This is a genomic window from Catellatospora aurea (assembly GCF_042663325.1).
Classification (GTDB): domain Bacteria; phylum Actinomycetota; class Actinomycetes; order Mycobacteriales; family Micromonosporaceae; genus Catellatospora; species Catellatospora aurea.
The window spans coordinates 73,272-99,350 of the sequence record NZ_JBHTAC010000011.1; the positions used below are offsets into that span (position 1 = coordinate 73,272).

General features: G+C 72.4%; 19 protein-coding genes. 3 read left to right on the forward strand and 16 right to left on the reverse strand.

Annotated elements, in window-relative coordinates; all coding sequences use genetic code 11:
- Positions 1-39: 39 nt before the first annotated feature.
- The 6 genes from tmk to ACFQO7_RS13365 form a co-directional block, all read right to left on the reverse strand.
- Complete coding sequence (tmk, locus tag ACFQO7_RS13340; protein WP_376806650.1) at positions 40-2,127, reverse strand: dTMP kinase; 2,088 nt, start codon at positions 2,125-2,127, stop codon at positions 40-42.
- A 302-nt stretch (positions 2,128-2,429) separates the two neighbouring features.
- Complete coding sequence (locus ACFQO7_RS13345) at positions 2,430-3,059, reverse strand: TetR/AcrR family transcriptional regulator (protein ID WP_360538024.1); 630 nt, start codon at positions 3,057-3,059, stop codon at positions 2,430-2,432.
- 106 nt (positions 3,060-3,165) lie between these two features.
- Positions 3,166-6,012, reverse strand: a complete 2,847-nt coding sequence (gene topA / locus ACFQO7_RS13350) for a type I DNA topoisomerase (RefSeq protein ID WP_376806651.1) — start codon at positions 6,010-6,012, stop codon at positions 3,166-3,168.
- A 276-nt stretch (positions 6,013-6,288) separates the two neighbouring features.
- On the reverse strand, positions 6,289-6,780 hold the full coding sequence (locus ACFQO7_RS13355) for a hypothetical protein (RefSeq protein WP_376806652.1): 492 nt from the start codon (positions 6,778-6,780) through the stop codon (positions 6,289-6,291).
- Between the two features lies 1 nt (position 6,781).
- The gene (locus ACFQO7_RS13360) at positions 6,782-7,777 is read right to left on the reverse strand and encodes a helix-turn-helix domain-containing protein (RefSeq protein ID WP_376806653.1); all 996 of its coding nucleotides are present in this window, start codon (positions 7,775-7,777) and stop codon (positions 6,782-6,784) included.
- Positions 7,778-7,914: 137 nt separating this feature from the next.
- Complete coding sequence (locus ACFQO7_RS13365) at positions 7,915-11,673, reverse strand: S8 family serine peptidase (RefSeq protein ID WP_376806654.1); 3,759 nt, start codon at positions 11,671-11,673, stop codon at positions 7,915-7,917.
- A 246-nt stretch (positions 11,674-11,919) separates the two neighbouring features.
- On the opposite strand from ACFQO7_RS13365, the gene ACFQO7_RS13370 reads away from it, so the two are divergent.
- Positions 11,920-14,946 (forward strand): AfsR/SARP family transcriptional regulator, encoded by a 3,027-nt coding sequence (locus ACFQO7_RS13370; RefSeq protein ID WP_376806655.1) that lies wholly within the window; start codon positions 11,920-11,922, stop codon positions 14,944-14,946.
- A gap of 190 nt (positions 14,947-15,136) precedes the next feature.
- Positions 15,137-15,811: a M15 family metallopeptidase gene (locus ACFQO7_RS13375; protein WP_376806656.1), complete on the forward strand. Its 675-nt coding sequence runs from the start codon at positions 15,137-15,139 to the stop codon at positions 15,809-15,811.
- Here the strand turns inward: ACFQO7_RS13375 and ACFQO7_RS13380 are convergent.
- From ACFQO7_RS13380 to ACFQO7_RS13400, 5 genes are all read right to left on the reverse strand, one after another.
- Complete coding sequence (locus ACFQO7_RS13380) at positions 15,757-16,569, reverse strand: hypothetical protein (RefSeq protein ID WP_376806657.1); 813 nt, start codon at positions 16,567-16,569, stop codon at positions 15,757-15,759. The two genes, ACFQO7_RS13375 and ACFQO7_RS13380, sit on opposite strands and share 55 nt — an antisense overlap.
- A complete protein-coding gene (locus ACFQO7_RS13385) occupies positions 16,560-17,093 on the reverse strand; it encodes a hypothetical protein (protein WP_376806658.1) in 534 nt (177 codons plus the stop codon). The genes ACFQO7_RS13380 and ACFQO7_RS13385 overlap by 10 nt, the downstream gene beginning before the upstream one ends.
- A gap of 183 nt (positions 17,094-17,276) precedes the next feature.
- A complete protein-coding gene (locus ACFQO7_RS13390; protein WP_376806659.1) occupies positions 17,277-19,622 on the reverse strand; it encodes a sodium-translocating pyrophosphatase in 2,346 nt (781 codons plus the stop codon).
- Positions 19,623-19,837: 215 nt separating this feature from the next.
- On the reverse strand, positions 19,838-20,248 hold the full coding sequence (locus tag ACFQO7_RS13395; RefSeq protein ID WP_203697672.1) for an ATP-binding protein: 411 nt from the start codon (positions 20,246-20,248) through the stop codon (positions 19,838-19,840).
- A gap of 11 nt (positions 20,249-20,259) precedes the next feature.
- The gene (locus ACFQO7_RS13400; protein ID WP_376806660.1) at positions 20,260-20,595 is read right to left on the reverse strand and encodes an STAS domain-containing protein; all 336 of its coding nucleotides are present in this window, start codon (positions 20,593-20,595) and stop codon (positions 20,260-20,262) included.
- A 269-nt stretch (positions 20,596-20,864) separates the two neighbouring features.
- On the opposite strand from ACFQO7_RS13400, the gene ACFQO7_RS13405 reads away from it, so the two are divergent.
- On the forward strand, positions 20,865-23,132 hold the full coding sequence (locus ACFQO7_RS13405) for a DEAD/DEAH box helicase (RefSeq protein WP_376806661.1): 2,268 nt from the start codon (positions 20,865-20,867) through the stop codon (positions 23,130-23,132).
- Between the two features lie 100 nt (positions 23,133-23,232).
- On the opposite strand, the gene ACFQO7_RS13410 is transcribed toward ACFQO7_RS13405, so the two are convergent.
- The 5 genes from ACFQO7_RS13410 to ACFQO7_RS13430 all read right to left on the reverse strand — a co-directional run bounded on the left by ACFQO7_RS13410 (position 23,233) and on the right by ACFQO7_RS13430 (position 25,999).
- Complete coding sequence (locus ACFQO7_RS13410; RefSeq protein WP_376806662.1) at positions 23,233-24,168, reverse strand: DUF559 domain-containing protein; 936 nt, start codon at positions 24,166-24,168, stop codon at positions 23,233-23,235.
- A 200-nt stretch (positions 24,169-24,368) separates the two neighbouring features.
- Positions 24,369-24,689 carry an Rv3654c family TadE-like protein gene (locus tag ACFQO7_RS13415; protein WP_376806663.1) on the reverse strand — a complete coding sequence of 107 codons (321 nt, stop codon included), beginning with the start codon at positions 24,687-24,689 and terminating at the stop codon, positions 24,369-24,371.
- A complete protein-coding gene (locus tag ACFQO7_RS13420; RefSeq protein WP_376806664.1) occupies positions 24,686-24,976 on the reverse strand; it encodes a hypothetical protein in 291 nt (96 codons plus the stop codon). The genes ACFQO7_RS13415 and ACFQO7_RS13420 overlap by 4 nt, the downstream gene beginning before the upstream one ends.
- Entirely contained in the window at positions 24,973-25,101 is a 129-nt protein-coding gene (locus tag ACFQO7_RS13425) for a DUF4244 domain-containing protein (protein ID WP_376806736.1), read from the reverse strand. Before ACFQO7_RS13425 ends, ACFQO7_RS13420 begins: the two co-directional genes overlap by 4 nt.
- Before the next feature lie 199 nt (positions 25,102-25,300).
- Positions 25,301-25,999 (reverse strand): type II secretion system F family protein, encoded by a 699-nt coding sequence (locus ACFQO7_RS13430; RefSeq protein ID WP_417281898.1) that lies wholly within the window; start codon positions 25,997-25,999, stop codon positions 25,301-25,303.
- Between the last annotated feature and the right edge of the window lie 80 nt (positions 26,000-26,079).

Genomic DNA, 26,079 nt, shown 5'->3' on the forward strand with positions numbered 1-26,079 from the left:
ACGGGGACACGCTGACACGGTCCATCCGCCGCCCTCGGCTCAAGCCCGAGTGGCCCGTAACTCGGCGGGCGTCCCGTCGGCGACGGGCGGCTCACCCGGCGCGGGAACCCGGCCGGCGGTGCCGCCCCCGGCCCCGTCGACGGAGGCGGGCAGCGGCGGCAGCAGCTTCGCGACCCGGATCCCGATCTCCGCGGCCAGCTCCTGCTCGTCCCGGGTGCCGTCGAGCACCAGGTAGCGGGCCGGATCGGCGGCGGCCAGGTCGAGGAACCCGTGCCGGACCCGCTCGTGGAAGTCGATCGACTCCTGCTCCAGGCGGTCGGCCTCGCCGCGCCGGCCGACGCGGGCCAGCCCGGTCTGCGGGTCGATGTCGAGCAGCACCACCAGGTCGGGCTTGAGACCGCCGGTGGCCCAGGCGGACAGCCAGGAGATCTCGTCGACCGGCAGGGTGCGCCCGGCCCCCTGGTATGCCAGAGAGCTGTCCACGTACCGGTCGGAGATGACGATCTCGCCGCGGCGCAGCGCGGGGCGCACCACGGCCGTCACGTGGTGGGCCCGGTCGGCGGCGTAGAGCAGCGCCTCGGCCCGCGGGGCCAGCGCACTCGCGCCGACCGGCCCGGACGCGCTGGTGTGGGTGTCGAGGACCATCTTGCGGATGCGCGCGCCGATCTCGGTCGCCCCGGGCTCGCGGGTCACCACCACGGACCGGCCGTCGGCCAGCAGGTGCTGGGCCAGCTGGGCGATCTGGGTCGACTTGCCCGCGCCCTCGCCGCCCTCGAAGACGATGAACACACCGGCCTTCGCCGACGGCTCGGCGATGCCGAGCGGGCGGCCGCGCATCGAGCTGACCAGGTCGGCCAGCAGCGGCACGCCGGGCTTGTCGTCCATCTGGCGCAGCGCCCAGAACCCGGCCAGGATGCCCAGCACCCCGGCGATGGCCAGCAGCACCCGGGTCGAGGAGATCGGGACGCCGGTGCCGCCCACGTCGTGCGAGCCGCCCAGGCCGACCAGCACGCCGGACAGCGAGATGGCCAGCATCAGCACCACGCGGGTGCCGGTCTGCACCACGGCGAAGACGCGGCCGCGCACCTCGTCGTCGACCTCGCCGCCGAGCAGCGTGGTGCCGGACAGGAAGGCCATGCCCGCGCCGGAGCCGACCAGCAGCGCACCGACGACGGCCAGCGACAGGTGCGGGGCCAGCGAGAGCAGCGCGACGGACGCGCCCGCCAGCATGATGCTCAGACAGAACCAGCGCCGCCGCGACAGGCCGCCGATCAGGCGCGGGCCCAGGGCGATGCCCAGCCCCAGCCCGATGAAGATGGCCGCGAACAGGATGGCGAAGGTGGCGTCGCCGCCGCCGAGGGACAGCGCGAAGAACTGGCCGGTGCCGATGACCACGCCGCCGGCCGCGAACGCGCCCAGGATGCCCAGCACCAGGCCGCGGACCATCGGCGTCTTGCCGATGAAGCGCCAGCCGTCGGTGAACTGGCGCAGCATGCTGGTCTCCTGCTTGCCGCCGCCGTTGTGGCCGGATATCTCCCGGATGCCGTAGAGCACGACCAGCGCGCTGGCCAGGCGGGAGAAGGCGAGGAAGTACAGCGCGAGGCTGGAGGGGCGGGCCCAGGCCGCGACGGTCAGGCCGGAACGCTCCATCCACTGGTAGAACTGGTTCAACCCGGCCAGCACGGCGGCGGCGAGCACCGGCGTGATGCCGTACGTCGTGATCAGGGTGAGCTGGTTCGCGGCCTCCAGCCGGGCGCGCGGGATCAGGTTCGGGACCGCGGCGTCCTTGGCCGGGATCCAGATCAGCGTGATCGCCTCGATGAGGAACGTCGCGGCGGCCGCCCAGCCGACCGTGATCTTGGCGTCGGTGGAGTAGAGAGCGACGGTTGGGATCGTGGCGAACAACACGAATCGCAGCAGGTCACAGATGACCATCGTGTAGCGCCGGTCCCACCGGTCGGCCATCACGCCGGCCAGCGGGCCGAGCACCAGCGCGGGCAGCAGGCGCACCGCGATGACCGAGCCGAAGGCCAGGCCCTTCGCGGCGTTGCCGGACACCTGTGCCGAGGCGAACGTGGCCGTGGCCAGCAGGCCCAGCCAGTCGCCGAGCGAGGCGACGCTGAGCACCAGCCACAGGCGGCGGAACGGCCGGATGCGCAGGATCGCGCGCAGTTCCGCGCCGCCGGTCAGGTCCGCCTGAGCGGCCAGGAACGGCGCGGCGTCCGCTCCCTGCGATGGCGTGCTGATGGCCGTACCCTCCCCGCGTCACTGCCCGTCCTGGCCTCAGCGTGCTCGCTGTGCCTTGGCCATGGCAATAGCGCCCGGGCGTCCTGCGGCTTCACTCTAGTCCTGCCCCGGCGAGGGCCGACCCTGGTTCGACCCTGAAGACTTGCCACAAAAACGAGGGAGTGGTACGGCCCGACGCCTGCTTATGCGAGAGCGAAGGTCTGCAGGTAGCCCCGTACCAGCCGCTTCGATTCTGCCAGCACGGCGGCGTCGCCGTCCGGGTGACGGCGGAACGCGAGCTTGATCAGCGCGTCGGCGGCCTCGACCGAGACGGTCAGCGCGAAGCGCAGCTCCCGCGAGTCCGGCGCGTTGTGGAAGCGGATGAGCAGGTCCGCGAGGTGATCGGCGATGACCGCGTTGTTGTCGCGCTCCGCGTCGATCAGGTGCACGTCCACCACGTCGCCGAAGTGCAGCGTACGGAAGCCGGGCACGCTGCGGTGCAGCTCGATGTACTCCTCGATGGCCCCGTCGACGCCGTCCCACCAGTGCGCGAGCTCGCCGGCGGGGATCCGCTCGGCCAGCCGCTCCAGGTATGCCTCGACGTTGCGCAGGGTCAGCGCCTGCACGATGGCCCGCTTGTCCGGGAAGAACTGGTAGACCGACCCGATCGCGACGCCGGCCCGCTCGGCGAGCAGCGTCGTGCTCAACCCGTCGTAGCCGACTTCGTCGATCAACTCAGCGCACGCGTCGAGCATGCGCTGCACCCGCGCGACACTGCGCCCCTGTACCGGCACCCGGCGCAACGGCCCGGCACTGACAGCTGGTGTGGACACTGATCCGCTCCTCACCGCGGCGTACGTTCCGGGAACCGAACCGGTCGCCACGCTCGCATCGACACCCTACCCAGGGTCAACGACCCTGGGCAGGGTCGGTAAGCGGTCAGCTTGCTGTCTTCTTCGCGGCAGCCTTCTTTGGCACGCTCTTGGCGGCCCCCGTGGCGGCCTTCTTCGCGGTCGCGGCCTTGGCCGTGGTGGCCTTCTTCGCAGCTCCAGCCTTTGTGGCCGTCGTCGCCTTGGCCGCGGTCGCCTTCTTCGCGGGCGCCTTCTTCGCCGGAGTTTTCTTCGGAGCCGGACCCTTGGCCCGCTTCTCCGAGAGCATCTCGCTGGCCTGCTCGATGGTCAGGCTCTCCGGGGTCTGCCCGCGCCGCAGCGACGCGTTGGACTCCCCGTCGGTCACGTACGGCCCGAACCGGCCGTCCTTGATGACCAGCGGCTTGTCGGTGAGCGGGTCGACGCCCATCTCCCGCAGCGGGGGCTGCGCCGCACGGCGGCCCCGCTGCTTCGGGGCGGCCAGCAGCGCCAGCGCCTGCTCCAGGGTGACCGTGAAGAGCTGCTCCTCGTTCTCCAGGGACCGGGAGTCGCCCTCGCGCTCGATGTACGGGCCGTACCGCCCGTTCTTGGCGAAGATGTCCTGGCCCTCGGCGTCCTTGCCGACCAGCCGCGGCAGCGACAGCAGCCGTAGCGCGTCGGCCAGCGACAGCTCGTCCGGCTTCTGCGTCTTGAGCAGCGACGAGTTGGTCTCGCCGCTGGACACGTAGGGGCCGTACCGGCCGGACTTGAGCACCACCGGCTCGCCGGTCTGCGGGTGCTCGCCGAGCTTGCGCTCGCCGCCGCCGCCGAGGAACAGCTCGTCGACCTTCTCCGGGGTCAGCTCGTCGGGTGCGACGCCGTCCGGGATCGAGACGCGGTCGCCCTCGGACGCGGTCTCGGCGTCGGGGTCGGCGTCGTCGGCGACCGGGCCCTTGCCGTTGCCGCCCGGTGCGCTGCGCTGCAGGTACGGGCCGAACTTGCCGACCCGGACCACCACGTCGCGGCCCTGGTCGTCGGTGAACAGCTTGATCGAGTTGATGCTGCGCGCGTCGATCGCGCCGAGGTGCTCGGTGACCAGCTTCTTCAGGCCGCCGGCCTGCGCGACGCTGCCCACCTCGGCGCTCGGCGAGCCGAAGTAGAAGGAGGTCAGGAACTCCAGCGCGGTGGCGTCGCCGCCGGCGATCTGGTCGAGCTGGTCCTCCATCGCGGCGGTGAAGCCGTAGTCGACCAGCCGCGGGTAGTGCTGCTCCAGCAGCCCGATCACGGCGAACGCGACGAACGTCGGGATCAGCGCCTGGCCCCGCTTGATCACGTAACCGCGGTCCTGGATCGTCTGCATGATCGACGAGTACGTGGACGGGCGGCCGATGCCCAGCTCTTCGAGCGCCTTGACCAGCGAGGCCTCGGTGTAGCGGGCGGGCGGCTGGGTGGTGTGGCCGACGGCCTCCAGGCCCTCCTCGGTCAGCTTCTGGTCCTTGACCAGCACCGGCAGCTTGCGCTCGGCGTCGTCGGCCTCGGCGGACTCGTCGTCGGACGACTCGACGTAGGCCCGCAGGAAGCCGGGGTCGGTGATGGTCCGGCCGCTGGCCGCGAAGTCGGCCTCCTCGTTCTGCGCGGTCGTGGCACGGATGCGCACGCTGACCGTCATGCCGACCGCGTCGGACATCTGCGAGGCGATGGTGCGCTGCCAGATCAGCTCGTAGAGCCGGTACTCCTCGGTGGAGAGCTCGTTGCGGACCGCGCCCGGGGTGCGGAAGGTGTCACCGGCGGGGCGGATCGCCTCGTGCGCCTCCTGGGCGTTCTTCACCTTGCCGGAGTAGCGGCGGGGCTGCGGCGGCACCGCGCCGGAGCCGTACAGCTCGGCGATCTGGGTGCGGGCGGCGGCGATCGCGGACTCGGAGAGGTTCACCGAGTCGGTACGCATATAGGTGATGTAGCCGTTCTCGTACAGCCGCTGCGCGGTGCGCATCGTGGCCGCCGAGGAGAAGCGCAGCTTGCGGGCCGCCTCCTGCTGCAGCGTCGAGGTGATGAACGGCGCGTACGGCTTGCGCCGGTACGGCTTCTCCTCAACCTTGGTGACGGTGAACGGCCGGTCGTCGAGCCGGGCGGCCAGGCCGCGCGCGCCGTCGCCGTCGAGCTGCACGACGCCCGAGCCCGGGCGCAGCCTGCCGGTGGTCGGCTCGAAGTCCTTGCCGGTGGCGATGCGGTCGCCGTCCAGCGCGATCAGGGTCGCGGTGAACGTGCGCGGGCCGGTCTCGCTCGCCTTCTCGACGGCGAGGGTGGCGGTGATGTCCCAGTAGTCGGCGGCGCGGAACGCCATGCGCTGCTTCTCGCGCTCGACCACGATGCGGGTCGCCACCGACTGCACCCGGCCGGCGGACAGGCCGCGCTGGACCTTCTTCCAGAGCACCGCGGACACGTCGTAGCCGTAGAGCCGGTCCAGGATGCGCCGGGTCTCCTGCGCGTCGACCAGGTCGCGGTCGATGTCGCGCGGGTTGGCCACGGCGGCCTGGATGGCCGGCTTGGTGATCTCGTGGAACACCATGCGCTTGACCGGCACCTTGGGCTTCAGCGTCTCGACCAGGTGCCAGGCGATGGCCTCGCCCTCGCGGTCCTCATCTGTGGCCAGCAGGACTTCGTCGGCGTCCTTCATCAGGGCCTTGAGGCGCGTGACGTGCTTCGCGCGGTCCGGGTTGACGATATATACCGGGGCGAAGCCGTTGTCGACGTCGACGCCGAGGTAGGCCCACGGCTCCTTCTTGTACTTCTCCGGCATCTGCTTGGCGCCGGCAGGCAGGTCGCGGATGTGCCCGAGGCTCGCCTCGACGACGTAACCCGGGCCGAGGTACCCCGAGATCGTCTTCGCCTTCGCCGGAGACTCGACGATGACTAGACGGTTCCTGGAAGCTGTCGGCACGTTTCTTCTCCGCAGTGGTCCGGGTGGCTGGCGCCGCCGGGTGGTGGCGGCCGGTCTGAGGTGGCTCGGTCTGAGGTTACGCAGCGGTCGGTAACGGTGGGCGTCGCGGGAGCGACACGGTCCGCGGATGTCCAAGGTAACGCTCAGTGTGCGCCAGGGGTTGCGCACCCCATCGACGTACGGGCACATTCCTGTGACCGCAGACACCATACTCCCCGCCACAATACGGACAAGGGGGATTCCCGGGTGGCAACCATCTGATCGGGGTGCGCTGGCTCACCGTCCGGCCGCGCGCGCCTCCAGCTCGGCCCGCATCTCCGGGAACTCCGACCATTCCCCGGCCAGGTCGACCCCGAGATCGGGGAAGAGTTTCTCCAGGTCAGCCGCATTCTGCGCGCCGTCCTGCGGCATGAACAGCTCCGGCTGCCCGCCCAACGTGATCTTGACAGGCACCATGGACAAACCGAGCATCCCGTCCGGGCCGGGCGCGCCGCACACCGTCTTCGCCCAGATGGTGGTGAGCTGCCCGACATTGCTCGCGCCCTCGGGGGCCGCGCCGAACGAGCGCACGCTGCACGCCACCGGGGCGCCGTCCGGCGCGGTGCGGTCCTTGAAGTCGATCTCCATCAGCTGCCGGACCAGCCGGTTCGCGTCCTCGGTCAGTGCCTCGCCCGGCCGCAGCGCCATCGCGTCGTCGTCATCGCCACAGCCGGCCGCCGACGTCGCCAGCAGGGCGGTGGTGAGCAGGATCAGCAGCGGTCGCTTCAACTCAGGCCCATTCGTGTCGGGCGGCGTGCCAACCCAGCTGCATGCGGGTGTCCACGCCGGCCAGGTCCATCAGGTGGCGCAGCCGGCGCTGCAGGGTGCGCAGCGACAGGTCGAGCTGCGTCGCGACCGCCTGGTCCGTCAGGCCCGACAGCAGCAGCGACAGGATCCGGCGGTCCAGCTCGGTGGGCCCGTCGGTGTCCAGCTCGACGTACGGTAACCCGTCCGACCCCAGGCTCGACAGCTCCAGCGGGTAGGCGCGCTGCCATACCGTCTCGAACAGGGCTTCCAGCGCGGCCAGCAGACCGCTGCGGTGCAGCAAGACCGCCCCGGGCTCGCTGCCGGGCTGTGCCGCGCTCGGAGCGGTGACCGGCACCAGGGCGAGTTCGCTGTCGGCGAGGATGAGCTTCATCGGCAGCTGGTCGGCCACCCGCAGCTCCACGCCGCGCTCCAGCGAGTCGACGACCTCGTCGATGATGTTGGGCTGGGCCAGCACCGAGCGTTCCAGCACGACTCGGAAGCGCACCCCGCGCGCCGCGGCCGCATCCTCCTGCGCGTTGGAACCCGGCGGCACGGCGAGGTACGGCGCGGTGACGAAGTTGCGGATCTCCGTGCGGGCCGCCTGTTGCACCTGCTGGAAGCGGTGCCGGATGGCGTCCACGCCGGAGACCACCTCGATCAGTTCGCTGATGCTGCGCCCGGCGACCGCCGCCCGGTGTTCCTCGGCCAGGGTGACCAGCGCCTGCTCGGCGATGCGCAGCCCGTCACGGCGCTCGGTGATCAGCGCGCCCAGCGCCATCGCGGGCGGCGCGGCGACGAACGCCTCTCCACCTGAGCGCAGGGCCAGGCCGTTCTCCACCAGGCGGGACAACGCCTGGTCGACCACGGGCTCGGGCCGGTCCAGCAGGTCGGCCAGCAGCATCGCGGTGGCGCTGGGTCGGCCGAGCAGGGCCCGGTAGACGAACTCCTCCTCAGGGTCGAGCCCGAGCACACCCAGCATCGGCGACCTGCCCCTTTCCGTCAGCGGCGGCGGGGAGAGTATGCGCCATACCGGCAGATCTTGAATAGACCCTGCTGGCGACCCTGGTGACGGGAAGGGCCCCGGGGAGTCGCCTCCCCGGGGCCCGACACTGGGACTCATCGCAGGCCGTAGGCCCGGATGATCTCGTGCTTGACGCTGAAACCGGCGTCGGTCGCCGCGTAGCCGCGGATCGACAGGAAGCCGCCGGCCTTGCCGTTCGCCTTGAACGAGCCCGTCCAGTAGCCGTCCTTGCCCTTGACCACGTTGACCTTCTGCCAGGTCTTGCCGTCGTCGTAGGAGACGTCCAGGGTCACCGTCTTGATCTTGCCGGGCACGGTGCCCAGGTCCATCGACACCGGGTGCAGGCGGATCTGCTGCCAGGCGCCGGCCTTCACGTCACCGTGCAGGTCGCTGTCCAGCAGGTAGTCCAGGTTCAGCACCGAGAACGGCTGGAAGTAGTCCGAGTCGACGAAGCCCGACATGAAGGTCCACTCGCTGTGCGTACGGGTGGACAGCCGGAACTGCTCGGCGGACCGCTCCGCGTCGAGCACGGCCCGGTACGGCAGGTTCTCCGCCGGCACCTCCTTCCACTGCATGTCCGCGCTGAACGCGTTGTCGTGGATCAGCGTGTCGCCCTGGAACATCTGCAGGTGGGTCGGCGTCGCGCCCCACGGCAGGTAGCCGCCCAGCCGCATGGTGTCGCTGGCCGAGCTCCACGGCTGCACGTTCCAGGTCAGGTAGTTCTGCGCACGGGAGTTGTACACGCCGAACGAGTCGCTGAAACCGGGCCGGGCCGCCGGGGCGAACCAGTCGGTGCGGGTGGTGCTGCCCTTGGCGTACGTGTTGACGCCGGACACCATCTCCCACGGCAGCTCCGTGGCGATCTGCTGCGCGTGCGACTCGACCCAGACCTGTCCGGGGGTGACCCACTCGGTGCGGGTGCCCGGGTGCCACTCGCGCTCGTGGAAGCCGAGCGACGGGCTGAGCGTCAGGTCGTACCGGTAGCCGGAGGCGTCGCCCGGCGTCGCGGCGTTGTACCAGCGCGCGTCGATCTTGGCGAGGTCCCGCTGGCTCGGCTTGTAGACCAGCGGCTTGTTCGGCACCTGGCCGGGGTAGTCGCGGGTCAGGTCGTAGACGAACGGGGTGTACTCCACACGCTTGGCGGTGAAGGTGATCCAGCCCAGCTTCGCCATCTTGATCAGCAGCTGGCCCGCGTCCCGGTGCACGGAGGCGACCGGAACGGTGGACTCGCCGGCGTACTCCATCGAGGTGCCGGGGCGGTCGCTGACGAAAACGACGGCCTTGGCCCCGTCGGCGATCGCGTTGGCGACGCGCTCGTCCGCGGTGACCTCGTCGCTGCGCTCCACCACGGCGATCTTGCCCTTGGCGTTGACCTTCGTGAAGTCGGCCGCGGAGCCCTTGCCCGCGTACACGGCCTTCAGGTGGTCGGTGGCGGTGCCGAGCAGCGAACCGGCCTGCGTGGTGGCCGGGATGTCGAACAGGCCGCCGAACGCCGTCAGGCGGAACATCGGCTCGCCCTTGCGCCAGCGCGAGGTGAAGATGAACTCGCCCTTGGTCATCGGCTCGGTCGGCGCCACGTAGAGGTCGTCGTACATCGGCGGGACCTGGTATGCGCCGCGCACGTCGAACCACGAGTCCAGGCCGGTGAAGTGGATGTTGTAGTCCACCTTGCGCTGGCGGTCCTCGGTGCGCTGCGGCGCCTCGGTCTGCAGCAGGCGCGCCTTGCTCGCGTCCAGCACCACCTCGGCGGGCCCGTCGCCGAGCACCGTCTCCGGGTCGACCAGCACTGCCAGACCGCTGCGGTCCGACCGCTCACCGGCGACGTCGAGATACGACGCGATGGTGTAGACGCCCTTCGGCATGCGCAGGGTGACCGAACCCTCGATGTACGCCGAGTACGGCCACTGGTCACCGGCCATGTTGATGCCGACGTAGCCGGCGGTCGGCTTGCCGTCCCGGCCGATCAGCTTGATGGTGAGGTCGTAGCGCTCGTCTTCCTTGATCAGCGCGACCGAGGTGCGGGTCACCGGCTGGCCGGTGGTCGCGTCGGTGCCGATCACGTAGCCGACGTGGCGCTGGCCCGCGGCGGCGGCCTGCGGGTCGCCGGTGACCGGGACGGTCGCCTTCGCGCCGGCCGGGATCGTCACCGAGGTCGCGCCCAGGGTGAACGGGCCGCCCGTGTTGGTCAGCGCCAGGTTCAGCGTGACGGCAGTAGAGCCGGTGTTGGTGAAGGTCAGGTCCTTGGTCACCGCGACGTCGCTCGCCTCGTGCGGCCAGGTGTAGTTGCCGAAGAACAGCGAGCCGGTGCCCCGGACGCCGGTCTTCACCGCGGCGGCCACGTCGAGTCGGCCGGTGCCGACCTCGTACGGCGAGTACCACTCGGCCAGGCCCTTCGCGCTGCTCATCAGGTGTTCCTTGAGCGCCGCGCCGGTCCAGTCGGGGTGCTGCTGGGCCAGGATCGCGGCCGCGCCGACCACGTGCGGGGTCGCCATCGAGGTGCCGCTGATGGTGCGGTAGAGGCCCTCGCCGCCGTCGGTCATCTCCTGCGAGCGGGCCGCGGTGATGTCCACGCCGGGCGCGGCGATGTCCGGCTTCATGCCGCCGGAGTAGGCCAGCGGGCCGGTGCTGGAGAAGTACGCGAGGTTGTCCTGCTTGTCGGTCGCGGCGACGGTCAGCGCCGAGGCGGCCGCGCCCGGGGTGGAGATGGTCTCTGGACCCGCGTTGCCGGCGGCGATCACGAACAGCGTGCCGTACTGCGCGGACAGCGCGTCGACCGTGAGCGACATCGGGTCGCTGCCGTCGGTCGGGTAGGTGTCGCCGAGGCTCATGTTGACGACGTCGGCGCCCTGCTGAGCGGCCCACTCCATACCGGCGATGATCCACGAGTCGAGGCCGTAGCCCTCGGTGCCGCCGAGCACCTTGCCGACGATCAGGTCGGCGTCGGGCGCGACACCCTTCAGCTCGCCGCCGGAGGCCGCGCCGGTGCCGACGATGGTGCCGGCCACGTGCGTGCCGTGTCCGTTGACGTCGGTGATCGCCTCACCGGGCACGAAGCTGGCGGTGCCGTCGATCTGGTCCTTGAGGTCCGGGTGGTTGACGTCGATGCCGGTGTCCAGCACCGCCACCTTGACGCCCTTGCCGGTGTAGCCGGCGGCCCAGGCCTCGGGCGCGCCGATCAGCGGCACGCTCTCCTTCAGGTTGACCTCGACCCGGCCGTCGAGCCACAGCTTGGCCACACCCTCGCCGAGGACCGCGTTGCCCTTTCCAGCCGTCGTGCTGCCCTGTGGCACGACGGTCTTCCAGAAGGAGCGGGCCTGCTTCTTGTCCGCGGTGAGCGCCGCGCCCCGGATGCCGTTGAGCTTGCGGGTCAATTTGCTGCCACGGGGAGCCTTCGGCTCGCCGGCCGCGCGGGTCTGCGCCGCGGTGTACGTGGCGATCAGCGGCACGCCCGACGACTTCGCGTCGTCGTAGCCCATCTCGATCAGGTCGGTGACGTTGAACAGCCGCCGGTCGAGCTTGTTCGCGCCGAGCAGCGCCACCGCCTCGTCGGGGATGACGTACAGGTCACCCTTGATCTGCTGCAGACGCACGCCGCCGAGCGCGTTGGCGGGCCGGTCCACATCGGCGATCTGCTTGCCGTCGGCCATCGTGGTGACCGTGACGACGTCGCCGGTGACCAGCGTGACCTTGTGGGTCGCCGTCGGCTTGGCTGGGGTGGTGGGTTTGCTCGGCGCGGCGACCGCGGGCGCCTGCAGGACGGCGAGACCCGCCGCCAGCAGCGGTGCCGCGGTGGCCGCCGAGATCAGCTGCCAGCGCCTGCGCCGGAGGCGGGAAGGCTGTGAGGGGGAGAACATGACAACGGTCTACCGGCCCGTTGTTTCCTAGTGAATAGATGGCGTTGGCGGGGTTACGCCATGGCGAAACTCCGCCAACCCGCAGGTGGGGCCGCTGCCCCGGCACCCCGCCGGAAGCACCTGGACAAATTGGCCATCTCGCCGATGCGCTAGCCTCTGACCTGCGATGTCGTGTCGGGCTGTGGTCCTCTGCCACCGTCCGGCCGTACGCTGGATCGATCTAGTAACGCGGCGGAGGAGTGCGAGGTGGAGTTCCGGCTGCTCGGACCCGTCTCGGCGGACGCCGGCGACGAGGCGGTGCCGCTCGGCGGCGCGAAACCGAAAGCCCTGCTCGCCGCGCTGCTCCTGGAGCACGGCCGGGTGGTGTCGGCCAGCCGACTGGTCGACATCCTGTGGGCCGACGATCCGCCCGACACCGCCCGCGCGCTGATCCAGACCTACGTCTCCACGCTGCGCCGCACCTTCGCCAAGCACGGTGCCGGCGACCTCATCAACACCGCCGCCCCGGGCTACGTGATCCGGATCGAGCCGGACACGCTCGACGTCGAGGTCTTCACCGGATTGCTGGCGCAGGGACGTGCCGCGGCGGCCGCCGGCGACCACGCCGGAGCCGCCGCGCTGCTGCGCCGCGCCGACGCGCTCTGGCAGGGCCCCGCGCTGTCCGGCCTGGACGCCACGGAGCTGACCGTGCAGGCGTCCCGGCTGGACGAGCTGCGGGCCGCGGCCGTCGAGGAGCGCATCGCCGCCGAGATCGCCGCCGGGCTGTGGGGCGACCTGGTCGCCGAGCTGACCGTGCTGATCGGGCACCGGCCGACCAACGAGCGGCTGCGTGGCCAGCTGATGACCGTGCTGTACCGGCTGGGCCGCCAGGCCGAGGCGCTGGCCTGCTACCGCGAGGGCCGCGACGTGCTCATCGCCGAGCTGGGTGTGGAGCCCGGCCCGGAACTCACCGCGCTGCACCACGCGATCCTGCGGGGCGGCACCGAGCAGCTCGCGGTCGCGGCCCAGTCACCGGAGCTGGCCGGACCGGGCACGGTGCACCCCGTGCCCGCGCAGTTGCCGCCGGTGCCGGCCGACTTCACCGGCCGGGCCGCCGAACTGGAGGCGCTGGCGCATGCCCTGCTGCCGACCGGCGGCGCCCCGGCCGTGCAGGTCATCGCCGGTCCGGGCGGCACCGGCAAGTCGACCCTGGCCACCGCGGTGGCCCACCGGCTGGTCGAGCACTTCCCGGACGGCCAGCTCTACGCGGAGCTGCGCGGCATGAGCGACGTCCCGGCCGAGCCGGGCGAGGTGCTGTCCCGGTTCCTGCGTGCGCTCGGCGTCGAGCAGGCCCAACTGCCGGAGGGCCTCGGCGAGCGGGCCGACCTGTACCGCACGCTGCTGGCACAGCGCCGCATGCTGCTGGTGCTCGACGACGCCGCCGCGGAGCAGCAGGTGCGGCCGCTGCTGCCGGGCCACCCGGGCAACGCCGTCGTCATCACCAGCCGGGACCGCCTGGCCGGGCTGTCCGGCACCACGCTGACCGACCTGCGCGTGCTGGAGCCCGACGAGGCGCTGCTGCTGCTGCGGCGGCTCGCCGGGGACGAGCGGGTCGACGAGGACCTCGACGCCGCCCGCCGGATCGTCGAGTACTGCGGCAACCTGCCGCTGGCGCTGCGCATCGTCAGCGCCCGGCTGGCCGGGCGGCGGGCGCTGCCGCTCAAGCCGCTGGCCGACCGGCTCGCCGACGAGAGCCGCCGGCTCAACCACCTGTCCGCCGGCGACGTCGGCGTACGCAGCAGCATCGAGCTCAGCTACCGGGCGCTGGACCCCGACTGCCGCGCCACGCTGCGCCGGCTGGGCTGGTTCGGCGTGCCCGACTTCTCGCCCTGGGTGGTGTCCTGGCTGGTCGAGACCTCCCTGGCCGAGGCCGAGGAGCTGGTCGAGCAGCTGGTCGACGCGCAGCTGGTCGAGTTCGTCGGGGTGGACCGCATGGGCGGGCTGCGCTACCGCCTGCACGACCTGATCCGGCTGTACGCCCGCGAGTGCGCCGCGCTGGAGGAGCCCGCGCAGGACCTGGCCGACGCGGTGGCGCGGGCGCTGCGCGGCTGGCTGGCGCTGATCCACCGCACCGCGGTCGACTCGCCGCCCGCCGAGATCCGGTGGCGGCGGCCGTTCAGCCCGCACGACGTGTCGGAGGAGCTGACCGCGCTGGTCATCGCCGACCCCTGGGACTGGTTCGAGGCGGAGCAATCCGCGCTGGCCTCGGGGGTGGAGCGGGCGCTCGCGCTCGGCCTGTACGACCTGGTCTGCGAGTTCGCCTCGGCCCGCAACGCGTCGGCCTTCATGGGCGCGAACCGGTTCGCGGCCCGCACCCGGGTGATCGAGGCGGCCCTGACCGCGGCCCGGCGCGCGGGCAAGCCGCACGACGAGGCGGTGATCCTCACCGAGCTGGGCCAGCTGCGCTACGACCAGGACCACTACACCGAGGCGCGGCGGCAGTTCCGGGCCGCGCTGAGCCTGTTCCGCGAGCTGAACGACCTCCCCGGGCAGGCGGCCGCGCTGGCCGGGCTGGGCATCGCGTGCCGCGAACCGGGCCGCTTCGCCGAGGGCGTGCACTTCCTCGACCAGGCCGCGACGCTGCTGCACGACGCCCACGACGACATCGGCATCGGCTACTCCCGGCGCATCGCCGGTTCGGTGCGGCTGGAGCTGGGCGACTACGACCGGGCGCTGGCCGACCTCACCGAGTCGCTGGCCGCGTACCGGCGGGCCGGCAGCCGCCTCGGCGAGGGGCACACCCTGCGCACGCTCGGGCTCTACCACCGGGCCCGGGACGAGTGGGCGCAGGCGGAGCGGCGCTGCGCCGAGTCCGCCGCGATCTTCCACGACCTCGGTGACGAGCTGATGGAGGCGTACGCGGTGCGCGCGCTGGCCAAGGCGCGGATGCGCCAGGGCCACCACGGTGAGGCGCTGCCCCGGCTGGAGTGGGCGCTGTCGGTCAGCCACACCATGGGCGACCGCTGGGGCCAGGGCGCGACGCTGCGCGTGCTCGGCCAGCTCCACCTCGCCGAACACCGGCTCGACCTGGCCGAGGCCTGCTTCGACGCGGCCCACGACATCTGGCAGGCCATGGACGTGCCGGTCTGGCAGGCCCGCCTGGAACTGGACCGGTCCCGGCTGCTGGCGGCCCGCGGCGACACGGCCGCCGCGCAGACCGCCCGCGCACGGGCCCGCCGCACCTTCCACGATCACGGGGCGCGCGAGATCCGGGAGCTCGACGGCGACCACTGAGGCGGCCACCGGCCTGACGCCCGTCTATTACAGAAAAGTTCCAGCGCGGCCTGCGAGTCTTTCTCCTGTCGGAGATACGGGTGGCTCGGCACGGGGCGAGCCACCCGTCCCGGCGTTCACTTCGCGACCGGGCAGGTGGGGGGACCCCTCGGGCGCATACCGGGGCGGGCCGGGGGCGGGGAGGGTTGTCATGGCGGAGATGGTGCTGCTGTCGGACACGGCGGTCGTGGAGACGCCGGTGGCCGAGTGCGACGAGTGCCTGATCGACCTGCGTACCGTCGGCGCGCTGCGGCTCGACCCACGGCTCGCCGACGGCGAGGGGGCCTTCGCCCACGTCCGCCTGAGCGTGGTGGACCGGCTGGTCACCGCGCAGACGCTGCTGCCTGCCGGGATGCGGTTGCTGATCGTCGAGTGCTACCGCCCGCTGACCCTGCAGCAGGAGTACTTCGACTCCCACAAGCAGCGGCTGCGGGTCATCCAGCCCGGCCACGACGAGGCCTGGTATCACCGCCGGGCCAGCCGGTACATCTCCCCGCCGGAGGTCGCCCCGCACGTCGCCGGCGCCGCGGTCGACCTGACGCTGTGCACCGCCGACGGCGTGGAGCTGTGGATGGGCACGCAGGTCAACGACACCGACAGCGAGGCCTGCCACACCGACTCCGAGAACGTCTCCGCCGAGGCCGCCCGCAACCGGCGCTACCTGTGCGACGCGCTGACCTCGGTCGGCATGGTGAACTACCCGACCGAATGGTGGCACTGGTCCTACGGCGACCGCTACTGGGCGCACGTCACCGGCGCGCCGGTGGCCCGCTACGGCCCGGTCAAGTCGCTGCCGGTCCGCACCGGACCGGTCGTCCCGGCCTGATCCGGCTGCGCCAAGGTCGGGTCCGGCGGCTGCTCCGCAGCGGGCGGCTCGATCTGACCGGTGTCCAGCTGCCCTGGCGCCACGGGGCGTAGCCGCGGAGCCCGCGCGACCCGCACCGGACGCGGTTCTGCCTGCTCCGCAGGGAGCACCTGATCACCGGGCTCGTCGGCGACCGGCTGGTCGCCGGGCCACGCGCCCAGCGGGGCCGTCGTCGGACGCTCGCCGACCAGCTCACGGAGCCGGGCCACCCGTCGCCGCCCGCTGATCCGCAGCACCGGCCCCCGGCCCAGCTCGGCCATGCAGGCCAGCGCGGTGAACGCGCGCAGCGCCGGCGCCGCGCAGTGCTCGTCGCTGGCCCCGAGCCGCAGGACCGCGCCGTCGCCCTCCGGGTCGACCGAACCCGCCGCCGCGAACCACAGCCGCAGCCGCGCCCCGTCGAGGGCGAACCCGGCCGGCGGGCGCTTGCCCGACCCGCGCAACCACGCCTCCGCCAGCGGCGCGAGCATCCCGGTGTACGCGGTGCGCACCCCGAAGTGGCCCTCGATCGCGGCCGGCTCCCAGCTGGTCTCCAGCCCTCGCGCGGTGAACTCGGCCGCCAGCGCGTGCACCCGCCAGGCCGCGTCGACGACCACCGACACCCGGGCCGTGCCGCCCATCCGGGTCACCTGGCCCGGCCCGACGAGCAGCCCCGCGAGGTCGTACGCCGACGGGCGGGCCGACTCGGCGGAGAACATGGCGAGCTGGCGGTTCAGAGACACTCCGGCACCTCGCCGAACGCCTGTTGCAGCTCGGTGGAGCGCAGCTCGCTGGTGTCCAGGGCGCTGTCGTCGTACTCCTGCTGCAGTTTCGTCATCACCGCGCTGACGCCCTGGTAGAAAGCGGATGCGTCGTCCGTGGACAGGGCGCGCAGCGCCTCGCCGGCCCGGCCGTAGGCGTCGCGCACCTGCGCCAGCGACCCGCTCACCCCGTCGGCGATCGCGTCGCCGCCCTCGACCTCGGGCACTCCCGCGTCCGCGATGCGGCCGCGCGCCTTCTCACTGGCGTCACGTGCCCCCTCCAGCATGCGGACCAGGTTCTCCTTGGCCTGCTGGGGCGTCGTCGAGGTGGGCGTCTGCTGCTGTGCCCGGGTGGTCAGCGTCGCGATCTCCTCGCGCCACGGATTGAGCGCAGAACAAACCGATGCCGCCCACACCCTCGGCGGCGGCCCGTCCGCCACACACCCACCCGTAACCGCCGCCACCACAACCAGCAGCGGCAGGAATCCAGCGCGGGGCCTACGCATGATGTGCAGCCTAGCGCCGACCCCGACGCCCGCGGCGATCTTGCGCGGATGTACCCCGCGACACGGGCAAACGGGGCACCGCCGGGGCGTTCGCGCAAGATCCCCCGCGGAGAAGGTGGCGGGGCGGGGCAAATAGGAGCGGCGCCCTCCCCGGTGGGGAGGGCGCCGCGGTGTTGCGGTGCGTCAGGCGTTGACCTTCTCGCGCTGCGTCGGCGCAGCGTCAGCTTTTCCCTGGTCGTCGCCGCCGACGGTGATCGGCTTCCGCTTGCTGATGACCACGGCCACCACGATCACCGCGGTCGCGCCGAGGGCGATCAGGTTGCGCGCGGTCGCATTCTCGGTGGAGCCGTACCAGAGCGCCACCACGGCGGGGGCGATCAGCAGCGACACCAGGTTCATGACCTTGAGCAGCGGGTTGATGGCCGGGCCGGCGGTGTCCTTGAACGGGTCGCCGACCGTGTCGCCGATGATGGTCGCCTCGTGCGACGACGAGCCCTTGCCGCCGTGCGCGCCGTCCTCGACCATCTTCTTCGCGTTGTCCCACGCGCCACCGGAGTTGGCGAGGAACACCGCCATCAGGGTGCCCGCGCCGATGGCGCCGGCCAGGTACGCCGCCAGCGCGCCCGCGCCGAGGCCGAAGCCGACGGCGATCGGGGCGAGGACCGCGAGCAGGCCCGGGGTCATCAGCTCACGCTGGGCGTCGCGGGTGCAGATGTCGACGACCTTGCCGTACTCGGGCCGCTGCGTGCCGTCCATGATGCCCGGCAGCTCGCGGAACTGGCGGCGCACCTCGTGCACCACCGCGCCGGCCGAACGCGACACCGCGTTGATGGCCAGACCCGAGAACAGGAAGACGACCGACACACCGATCAGCAGTCCGACCAGGTTGGCCGGGTTCGCCACGTTGAGCATCTCGTTGACGAAGCCCTCCGCGGTCTCACCGGCCTCGGCCAGGGAGACGCCCAGGGTGTCGGTGTACGACCCGAACAGCGCGGTCGCGGCCAGCACGGCCGTCGCGATCGCGATGCCCTTGGTGATCGCCTTGGTGGTGTTGCCGACCGCGTCGAGCTCGGTCAGGGTGCGGGCGCCCTGCTCGTCGATGTCGCCGGACATCTCCGCGATGCCCTGCGCGTTGTCGGAGATCGGGCCGAAGGTGTCCATGGCCACGATCACGCCGACGGTGGTCAGCAGGCCGCAGCCGGCCAGCGCGATGGCGAACAGCGACACGACCAGCGTGCCGCCGCCCAGCAGGAACGCGCCGTACACCGCGCCGCCGATGAGCAGCGCCGAGTAGACGGCCGACTCCAGGCCGACGCTGATGCCCGCGAGCACCACGGTGGCCGGGCCGGTCTCCGAGGACTTGCCGATGTCCTGCACCGGGCGACGGCCGGTCTCGGTGAAGTAGCCGGTCAGCGCCTGGATGGCGGCGGCCAGCACGATACCGATGACGACCGCGCCGATGGCGACGGTCTGCGGGTTGCCGCTGATCTCCGGCTTGCCGAGCTCACCGAAGGTCTTCGGCAGGTAGTACAGCGAGGCGCCGGCCACCGCGACCGCGGACAGCGCGGCCGAGATGTAGAAGGCGCGGTTGATCGCCTGCAGGCCGTTCTTGTCGGACTTGCGCAGGCGGGTCAGGAACACGCCGACGATCGCGATCAGCACACCGATGGTGGACACGATCAGCGGGAAGACGAGGCCCTCCACGCCGAACGCGGCCCGGCCCAGGATCAGCGCCGCGACCAGGGTCACCGCGTACGACTCGAACAGGTCGGCCGCCATGCCGGCGCAGTCGCCGACGTTGTCGCCCACGTTGTCGGCGATGGTCGCCGCGTTGCGCGGGTCGTCCTCGGGGATGCCCTGCTCGACCTTGCCGACCAGGTCCGCGCCGACGTCGGCGGCCTTGGTGAAGATGCCGCCGCCGACCCGCATGAACATCGCGAGCAGCGCCGCGCCGAAGCCGAAGCCCTCGAGCACGGTCGCGGCGTCGATCCCGTAGATCCACACCACCAGCGCCGCGCCGAACAGGCCGAGGCCGACGGTCAGGAAGCCCACCACACCACCGGTGCGGAAGGCGATCGCCATGGCGGCCTCGCGGCCGCCGTCGGCCTCGCGGGCCGCCGCGGCCACCCGCAGGTTGGCGCGGGTCGCCAGCGCCATGCCGGCGCCGCCGATGAAGGCGCTGAACAGCGCGCCCACCACGAAGAACGCGGAACGGCCGATCTTCAGCGCGGTGTCGTTGTCACCGTCGCCGTGGACCGGCAGCAGGAAGAGCAGGATGACCGCGAGCACCACGAAGATGCCGAGCGTCTTGAACTGGCGGAACAGGTATGCCGACGCGCCCTCCTGGACGGCGCCGGCGATCTCCTGCATCTTTTCGGTGCCCTTACCGGTTGCCAGCACGGACCTGACCAGCATGGCGGCGAAACCCAGCGCCACCAGTGCGATCACAGCCGCGACGACCACGTACGAAACGTTTGCGCCGGTAAGGGTCAGCTCGCTGCCGGGGGCAGCGAGGATGGACCCGGACATCTTTGTCCTCCCAAAGATCACGATCTACTTGTGAGGCAGCCGCGCCGAGGGTCACGAGTGACGTCGGTTACGGCCTGGAAACAACCCGTGAACTGTAAACCGGACACGTGGTCCGGGTCACACCCGCCACCTGCTGTGTCGCGGTGATCTTCGTTGCTGCGCCCGTCCCGGGTTGTGCGGTACGCTCAGCGACTCTATGCCCGCAGATGAGTGAATCAGCGCCCAAGACGCGAGGCGCGCCGGACCGGCCACGCCATCTGCACCTCGGTGCCGGGCCCGCTCTCCAGCGGACGGACCTGCAGATCCTTCACGATCGCCTGCAGCAGGCTGGCGCTCACGTCGACGGTGAGCTGCTCCTCGTCGGTGATCTGCTCCTCGTCGCCGGCGTGATCCCACACCTGCACGAGATAACGGTCTCCGTCGCTGAAAGCGACCGCGACCACGTCGCGCAGGCCGACCCGCTGGTGCCGGGCCACCGCCCGTGCGCACGCCTCGCCGATCGCCAGGCGCACCTCGTCGAGCTGGTCGTCGGGCACCCCAGCGCGCCGGGCGACGGCCACGCCGACGAGCCGCGCCGTACGCACGTGCGCGGGTTCAGGGGTGAATTCGAGCCGGACGGTCGCCATGTCCGCGCGGGTCAACTCGCGGTGGCCGCGTCGACGGACGGGTACAGCGGCAGCACCTGGTCCAGCGCGGTGATCCGGAAGATCTTGAGAAGTGACTCCCGCGAGCACACCACGCCGAAGGTGGCTCCCATCGTCCGCGCCTTGCGCAGCTGACCGACCAGCACACCGAGGCCGGTCGAATCCATGAAGTCGACCCGGGCGAGGTCGACCACCACCGCGGTCACCCCGCTGTCGAGCAGCTCGGCGATGCGTTCGCGGAGTTTCGGAGCGGTGTAGACGTCCACCTCGCCGCCGACCTCGAGCACGGTATGCCCGGCGACGACACGCGTGGCCAGCGACAGCTCCATCGGCACCTCCTCTACGACGTCCGGTCACTGCCCGGAATCACTCCGTGCATCCGATCCTCATGCATCTAACCACTGGTCGGGTTTCCGGGCTACGCGCCCTTTGCCCTTAACGCGCACTCGGGACCAGGAGCCCGCCGGAGCGGCCGCTCGGTGTACGGCCGTAGCGCAGCGCAGGCCGGACAACCGATTAAGGCCGCGGAGCGGGCTCCGCATGACAGCGTGACGACGGCCGCTGGCCGACGCCCGCCCCGCGGTGGCAGAGTGCTGGAGTGGACCTGCTGCCGTACTGGCTCAAACGTGACCAGGTCACGCACGTCGAGCTGCTGCCCGCGCGGGCCGGGCGCGCCGCCGCGTGGCCGTCCTGGGTCCCCGCGCCACTGCTCGACGCCCTACGTGACGGCGGCATCACCGCGCCCTGGGAGCACCAGGTCGAGGCCGCCGAGCTGGCCTGGGGCGGCGCCGATGTCGTCATCTCGACCGGCACCGGCTCCGGCAAGTCGCTGGCCTACCAGCTGCCCGCCCTGTCCGCCGTGCTCACCCGGCCCCGGGCCCGCGTCCTCTATCTCGCGCCGACCAAGGCCCTCGCCGCCGACCAGCACCGCGCGCTGACCGGCCTGAACCTGCCCGGCCTGCGGGCCGCGGTCTGCGACGGCGACACCCCGCGCGAGGAGCGCGACTGGATCCGCCAGCACGCCAACGTCATCCTCACCAACCCCGACCTGCTGCACCACAGCCTGCTCCCCGGCCACCAGCGCTGGTCCGGCGTGCTGCGCAACCTCCACTACGTCATCGTCGACGAGTCCCACAGCTACCGCGGCGTCTTCGGCGCCCACGTCGCCCACATCCTCCGCCGCCTCCGCCGCCTCACCGAAAGGACCAGCGGTGGTCCCGTGTTCCTATTGGCCTCGGCCACGTCCGGCGATCCGGCGGGTAGTGCGAGCAAGCTGATCGGGCGGCCGGTGCGGGCGGTCACCGAGGACGCCGCGCCGCGCGGGTCGATGACCTTCGCCCTGTGGGAGCCCCCGGAGCTACCGGGTGCGGACAGCAACGGCGACGCCGCCCCGGTGCGCCGCTCCGCGCTGCGGGAGACCGCCGACCTGCTCGCCGACGCGGTCGTCCAGGGCGTACGCACCCTCGCCTTCGTGCCGTCCCGCCGCGGCGCCGAGGTCGTCGCCGTCAACGCGCGCGCCGCGCTGGAGGAGGCGCAGCCCGGACTCGGCCGCCAGGTCGCCGCCTACCGGGGCGGCTACCTGCGCGAGGAGCGGCGCACCCTGGAGCAGCAGCTCACCGACGGCACTCTCACCGGCCTGGCCACCACCAACGCCCTCGAACTGGGCATCGACGTCACCGGCCTGGACGCGGTGCTGCTGGCCGGCTACCCCGGCACCCGCGCCGCCGTCTGGCAACGCGCGGGCCGCGCGGGCCGGGCCGGGCGCGACGGGCTGTGCGTGCTCGTCGCCCGGGACGACCCGCTGGACACCTACCTGGTGCACCACCCGCAGGCACTGTTCGGCAAGAGCGTCGAGGCGACCGTGTTCGACCCCGCCAACCCGTACGTGCTCGCCCCGCACCTGTGCACGGCCGCCGCCGAGCAGCCCCTCACCGAGGCCGACCTGCCGCTGTTCGGCGCGGACGCCGCCCTGCTCGACGAACTCGTCGCCGCGGGCGCACTGCGCCGCCGCCCCACCGGCTGGTACTGGACCCACCCGCAGCGCCCCGAGATCGACCTGCGCGGCACCGGCGGGCCGCCGATCGCCGTCATCGAGGCCGCCACCGGCCGCCTCATCGGCACCGCCGACGCCGGTGCCGCCCACCACCACCTGCACGCCGGTGCCGTCTACACCCATCAGGGCCGCACCTACGTGGTACGGGAACTCGACCTCGCCGACGGGGTGGCCCTGGTCGAAGCCGACAACCCGCCGTACTCCACACACGCCCGCGACACCATCGACCTCACCGTGCTGGAGGTCCGCTCGCACGTGGACGCCGGGCCGGTCCGGCTGTTCCTCGGCGAGGTCGAGGTGACCAGCCAGGTCGTGTCGTTCCAGCGGCGGCGGATGGACAGCGGCGAGGTGCTCGGCACCTGGCCCCTCGACCTGCCCACCCGTACCCTGCGCACCGTCGCGGTCTGGGCCACCATCGCGGAGTCGGCGGTCGCCGGGCTGGAGGACCTGCCCGGCTCGCTGCACGCCGCCGAGCACGCCGCGATCGGCCTGCTGCCGCTGGTCGCGAGCTGCGACCGGTGGGACATCGGCGGCCTGTCGACGGCCCGGCACGCCGACACCGACGCGCCGACCATCTTCGTGTACGACGGCCACCCCGGCGGGGCGGGTTTCGCCGAACGGGCGTACGGCATGGCGGCCGAATGGCTCGGCGCGACCCGGACCGCGGTCGCCGAGTGCGCCTGCGAACGCGGCTGCCCGAGCTGCGTCCAGTCCCCCAAGTGCGGCAACGGCAACAACCCGCTCGACAAGCCCGGCGCCGTCACCGTCCTCGACACCATCCTCACCCACCTCCCCGCGCCCACCTCGGCGTAATCGTTGCCGTCCGGGTCGCTGCGCCGCTCTCGGGGAAGATCACTGTTTCCGGACAAGATCTGCGGTTGAACGCCAGGTTCTGCCCGGAAACAGCGATCTCTCACCGTGGTCCGGTCCGCGGCGGTGAGGTGGTGCGGGCGAGTCGGCGGCGGACGGCGGTGATCTGGCGGATGACGCCGCCCATGTCCTCGGTCAGGTCGCGCCAGGTGAACCGCAGGACCGTCCACCCGGCGCGGACCAGCCGGTTCTGTCGTTCCCGGTCGTGCTGGAACCGGTCCCCGGCGCTGTGCCACGCGCGGCCGTCGACCTCCACAGCCAGCCGGATCTCCAGGAATCCGAAGTCGACCACGCCGATCAGCCCTTCGGCGTCATGAACCGGCACGTCGGCCCGCCAGCCCTCGATACGCGCCCGCCGCAGTCCCTGCACCAGCAGCCGTTCCGCCACCGAACGCGCCCCATGCGCGTGCCGCGACACCGCGCTGACCAGACGGCGTATCCCATGCTGCCCCACCATCGCCTGCACCCTGGCGACGAAACCGTCGAAGGTGATCAGCCGACGTTGCAACGCCCGGTCGATCACCAGGTCGGCCTGGTCCGGGCTCAACTCGCGGACACAGTCGACAACGGTGCGCTCCGGGGAGGTCAGCAGAACTCCCTCGATCAGCACCAGGTCCGCCGGGTCCAGCAGTTCCCGACGGACCAAAACGCCCGGCAGCCGCACCCGCCGTTCCGGCGCAACGATGAGGCTGGTCCGCAGACCAGGCACGTCCAGGCCATAGCGCCGGGCCGCAGACGGTCCGGCCAGCACTGCATCAGGCACGGCCAGCAGCGCGGCCCGGTCCCGCAGCAACGGCGTGCCCGTCCGCCCGGCCCGAGTCATCACCTGACCGAGCACCGCCTGCCAGTCCCGCCGCCGCAGCCGCCGCCGAACCTGGTCGTCGGAGAACCCGCACGCCTTCGCGTCACCCCTGGTGAATAGCCCGGCCTGGCGCGCGGCCAGCGCGTCGAGTCGAGCATGATCGCCGCTTCCGGTCATGATCTGCGGTCACACCTCACGTTCTGTCCTCAAACAGTGATCTCCACCCGCAGTTCCGTCGCGGACCCCGCAACCGGCCAGCGGCGGCCGTGCCAGGTCCGCGCCCGGGTCACCGTTGACTCGCGGATCAGGCCCGCCGTCAGGTCACCCTTGACTCGCGGATCGGGCCCGGCCCACCGGTGCCGCCGGGGCGCACCTGGTCAGGTCACCTCGCGGACCGGGCCCGCCACGGCGGTGGCCTCGGCCGCGCCCGCCCCGGTGACGACCTGCACGGAGAGGGTCAGGTCGAGGCCGTCCAGGTGGCAGGCCGTGACCGTCGCCGCGTTGGCGGCCGCGATCCGCCCGGCCCGCTCGCATGCCGCCGCGGCGCCTTCGATCGCCGCCGCCGCGCCCGCCAGGGCGCCCAGGTCCGCGGCCGTGCGCGCCTGCTCCCGGGCGACCAGGTGCGCGCCGTCCACCGCGACCACGGTGCCCGCGGCCACGAAGACCAGGCCCACGCCGAGCGCATACAGCGAGCTCACGGCGCACCCGGTTCGCGGGCGGCGGTCGCGGTGCAGGTCAGCACGGTCACCCGGAGGGAGCGCCGCACCGTTGCCGTGACCGTGTCCCCGGCGACGTCGACGCTCGCCCCGCCGGACACGCCGTCCCCGCGTGCGGCGGCGAGCGCCGCGTCACGGGCGGCGGCCACGCAGCCGAGCTTCACGGTCACCGCGGCGACCGCGCCGATGCCGGTGACCAGCAGGAGCACCACGGCGGGTAGCGCCACCGCCAGCTCGGCGGTGGCGCTACCCCGGTCCGTTCGGCTCACCCGAGGGCCCGTTGGATCACGCCGGACAGCGCCGCCTGCACGCCGTCGCTGGTCAGCACCTTGAGCAGCAGTCCGGCGAAAGCGACGGCGGCCAGTGTGCCGACGGCGTACTCAGCGGTGTTCATACCGGCGTCGGGCACCGGCCGGGCTGCCGCCGAGCCCACCGACTCGGCAAGGATCGCGGCAGCGTCGGCGTCGACGTCGCGCAGCCGGGCGGGCGCGGGCACGGGCGGGCGGATCGGCGTCAGGACCGTGGTGTCCACGGGCGGGACCTCCGTTCGCAGTGGCCTCTGTCGGGGCATGACGATCTCCTTTCGTGGCGGGTCAGAGCACCTCGCCGAGCACGGCGAGGACCACCGGCACCAGGCCGGCGAGTACGAAGGCGGGCAGGAAGCACAGCCCGAGCGGGAGGACGATCAGGACACCGGCGCGCTGCGCCCCGGCCTGGCGGCGTACGGCGGTGTCGGCGCGCAGGTCGTCGGCGCACCGGTGCAGTGCGCCGGCCAGCGCTGATCCGTTGGCGGAGCTGCGTTCCACCGCCGCGACGAGGCGGCCGGCCGGTGGCAGGTCAGCCAGGTGCGACCAGGCTTCGGCCGCGGTCGCACCCAGGCGCAGGGACCGGCCGATCCGCTGCAGCCGGATGCCGAGCGGCCCGTCCAGTGCCGCGCCGACGCTCAGCACGGCGTGGTCGAGCGGGGCTCCGGCGCGCAGCGCGGCGCCGATCAGGTCCACGGCCCACGGCAGGTCGGCCAGCGCCCGCTCCCGCTCGGCACGCACGGTCGCGGGTTCCATCCGCCGCAGCACGGCCACGGTCCCGCCCGCGACGACGACACCCAGCACGCCACCGGCGAGGGACGGCAGCAGCGCGATCACCGCACCGCCCGCCGCCGTCCCCAACAACCAGGGGGTACGCCCGCTCGGCTGCTCCACGGGCCGCCGCAGTGGCAGGCGGCTCAGCCGCCTGCGGGCCGTGAACCGTCCGACGGCCCGGTCCACGGCCGAACGTGCCCCGGGCCGCAGCAACCGGCGGGTCCAGGCGAGCCCGGCCGCCTGCAGCACGGCGGCTCCGCAGGCGCAGGCGACGCCGGTCGGCGTGTGCAGCA

Excerpts from the sequence above, each read along its gene's own strand:
- ACFQO7_RS13365 (WP_376806654.1), bottom strand. The coding sequence starts at position 11,673 with ATGTTCTCCCCCTCACAGCCTTCCCGCCTCCGGCGCAGGCGCTGGCAG.
- ACFQO7_RS13395 (WP_203697672.1), bottom strand. The coding sequence starts at position 20,248 with ATGGCGACCGTCCGGCTCGAATTCACCCCTGAACCCGCGCACGTGCGT.
- ACFQO7_RS13410 (WP_376806662.1), bottom strand. The coding sequence starts at position 24,168 with ATGACCGGAAGCGGCGATCATGCTCGACTCGACGCGCTGGCCGCGCGC.
- ACFQO7_RS13375 (WP_376806656.1), top strand. The coding sequence starts at position 15,137 with ATGGCGGAGATGGTGCTGCTGTCGGACACGGCGGTCGTGGAGACGCCG.
- ACFQO7_RS13425 (WP_376806736.1), bottom strand. The coding sequence starts at position 25,101 with ATGAACACCGCTGAGTACGCCGTCGGCACACTGGCCGCCGTCGCTTTC.
- ACFQO7_RS13360 (WP_376806653.1), bottom strand. The coding sequence starts at position 7,777 with ATGCTGGGTGTGCTCGGGCTCGACCCTGAGGAGGAGTTCGTCTACCGG.
- ACFQO7_RS13400 (WP_376806660.1), bottom strand. The coding sequence starts at position 20,595 with ATGGAGCTGTCGCTGGCCACGCGTGTCGTCGCCGGGCATACCGTGCTC.
- ACFQO7_RS13390 (WP_376806659.1), bottom strand. The coding sequence starts at position 19,622 with ATGTCCGGGTCCATCCTCGCTGCCCCCGGCAGCGAGCTGACCCTTACC.
- ACFQO7_RS13385 (WP_376806658.1), bottom strand. The coding sequence starts at position 17,093 with ATGCGTAGGCCCCGCGCTGGATTCCTGCCGCTGCTGGTTGTGGTGGCG.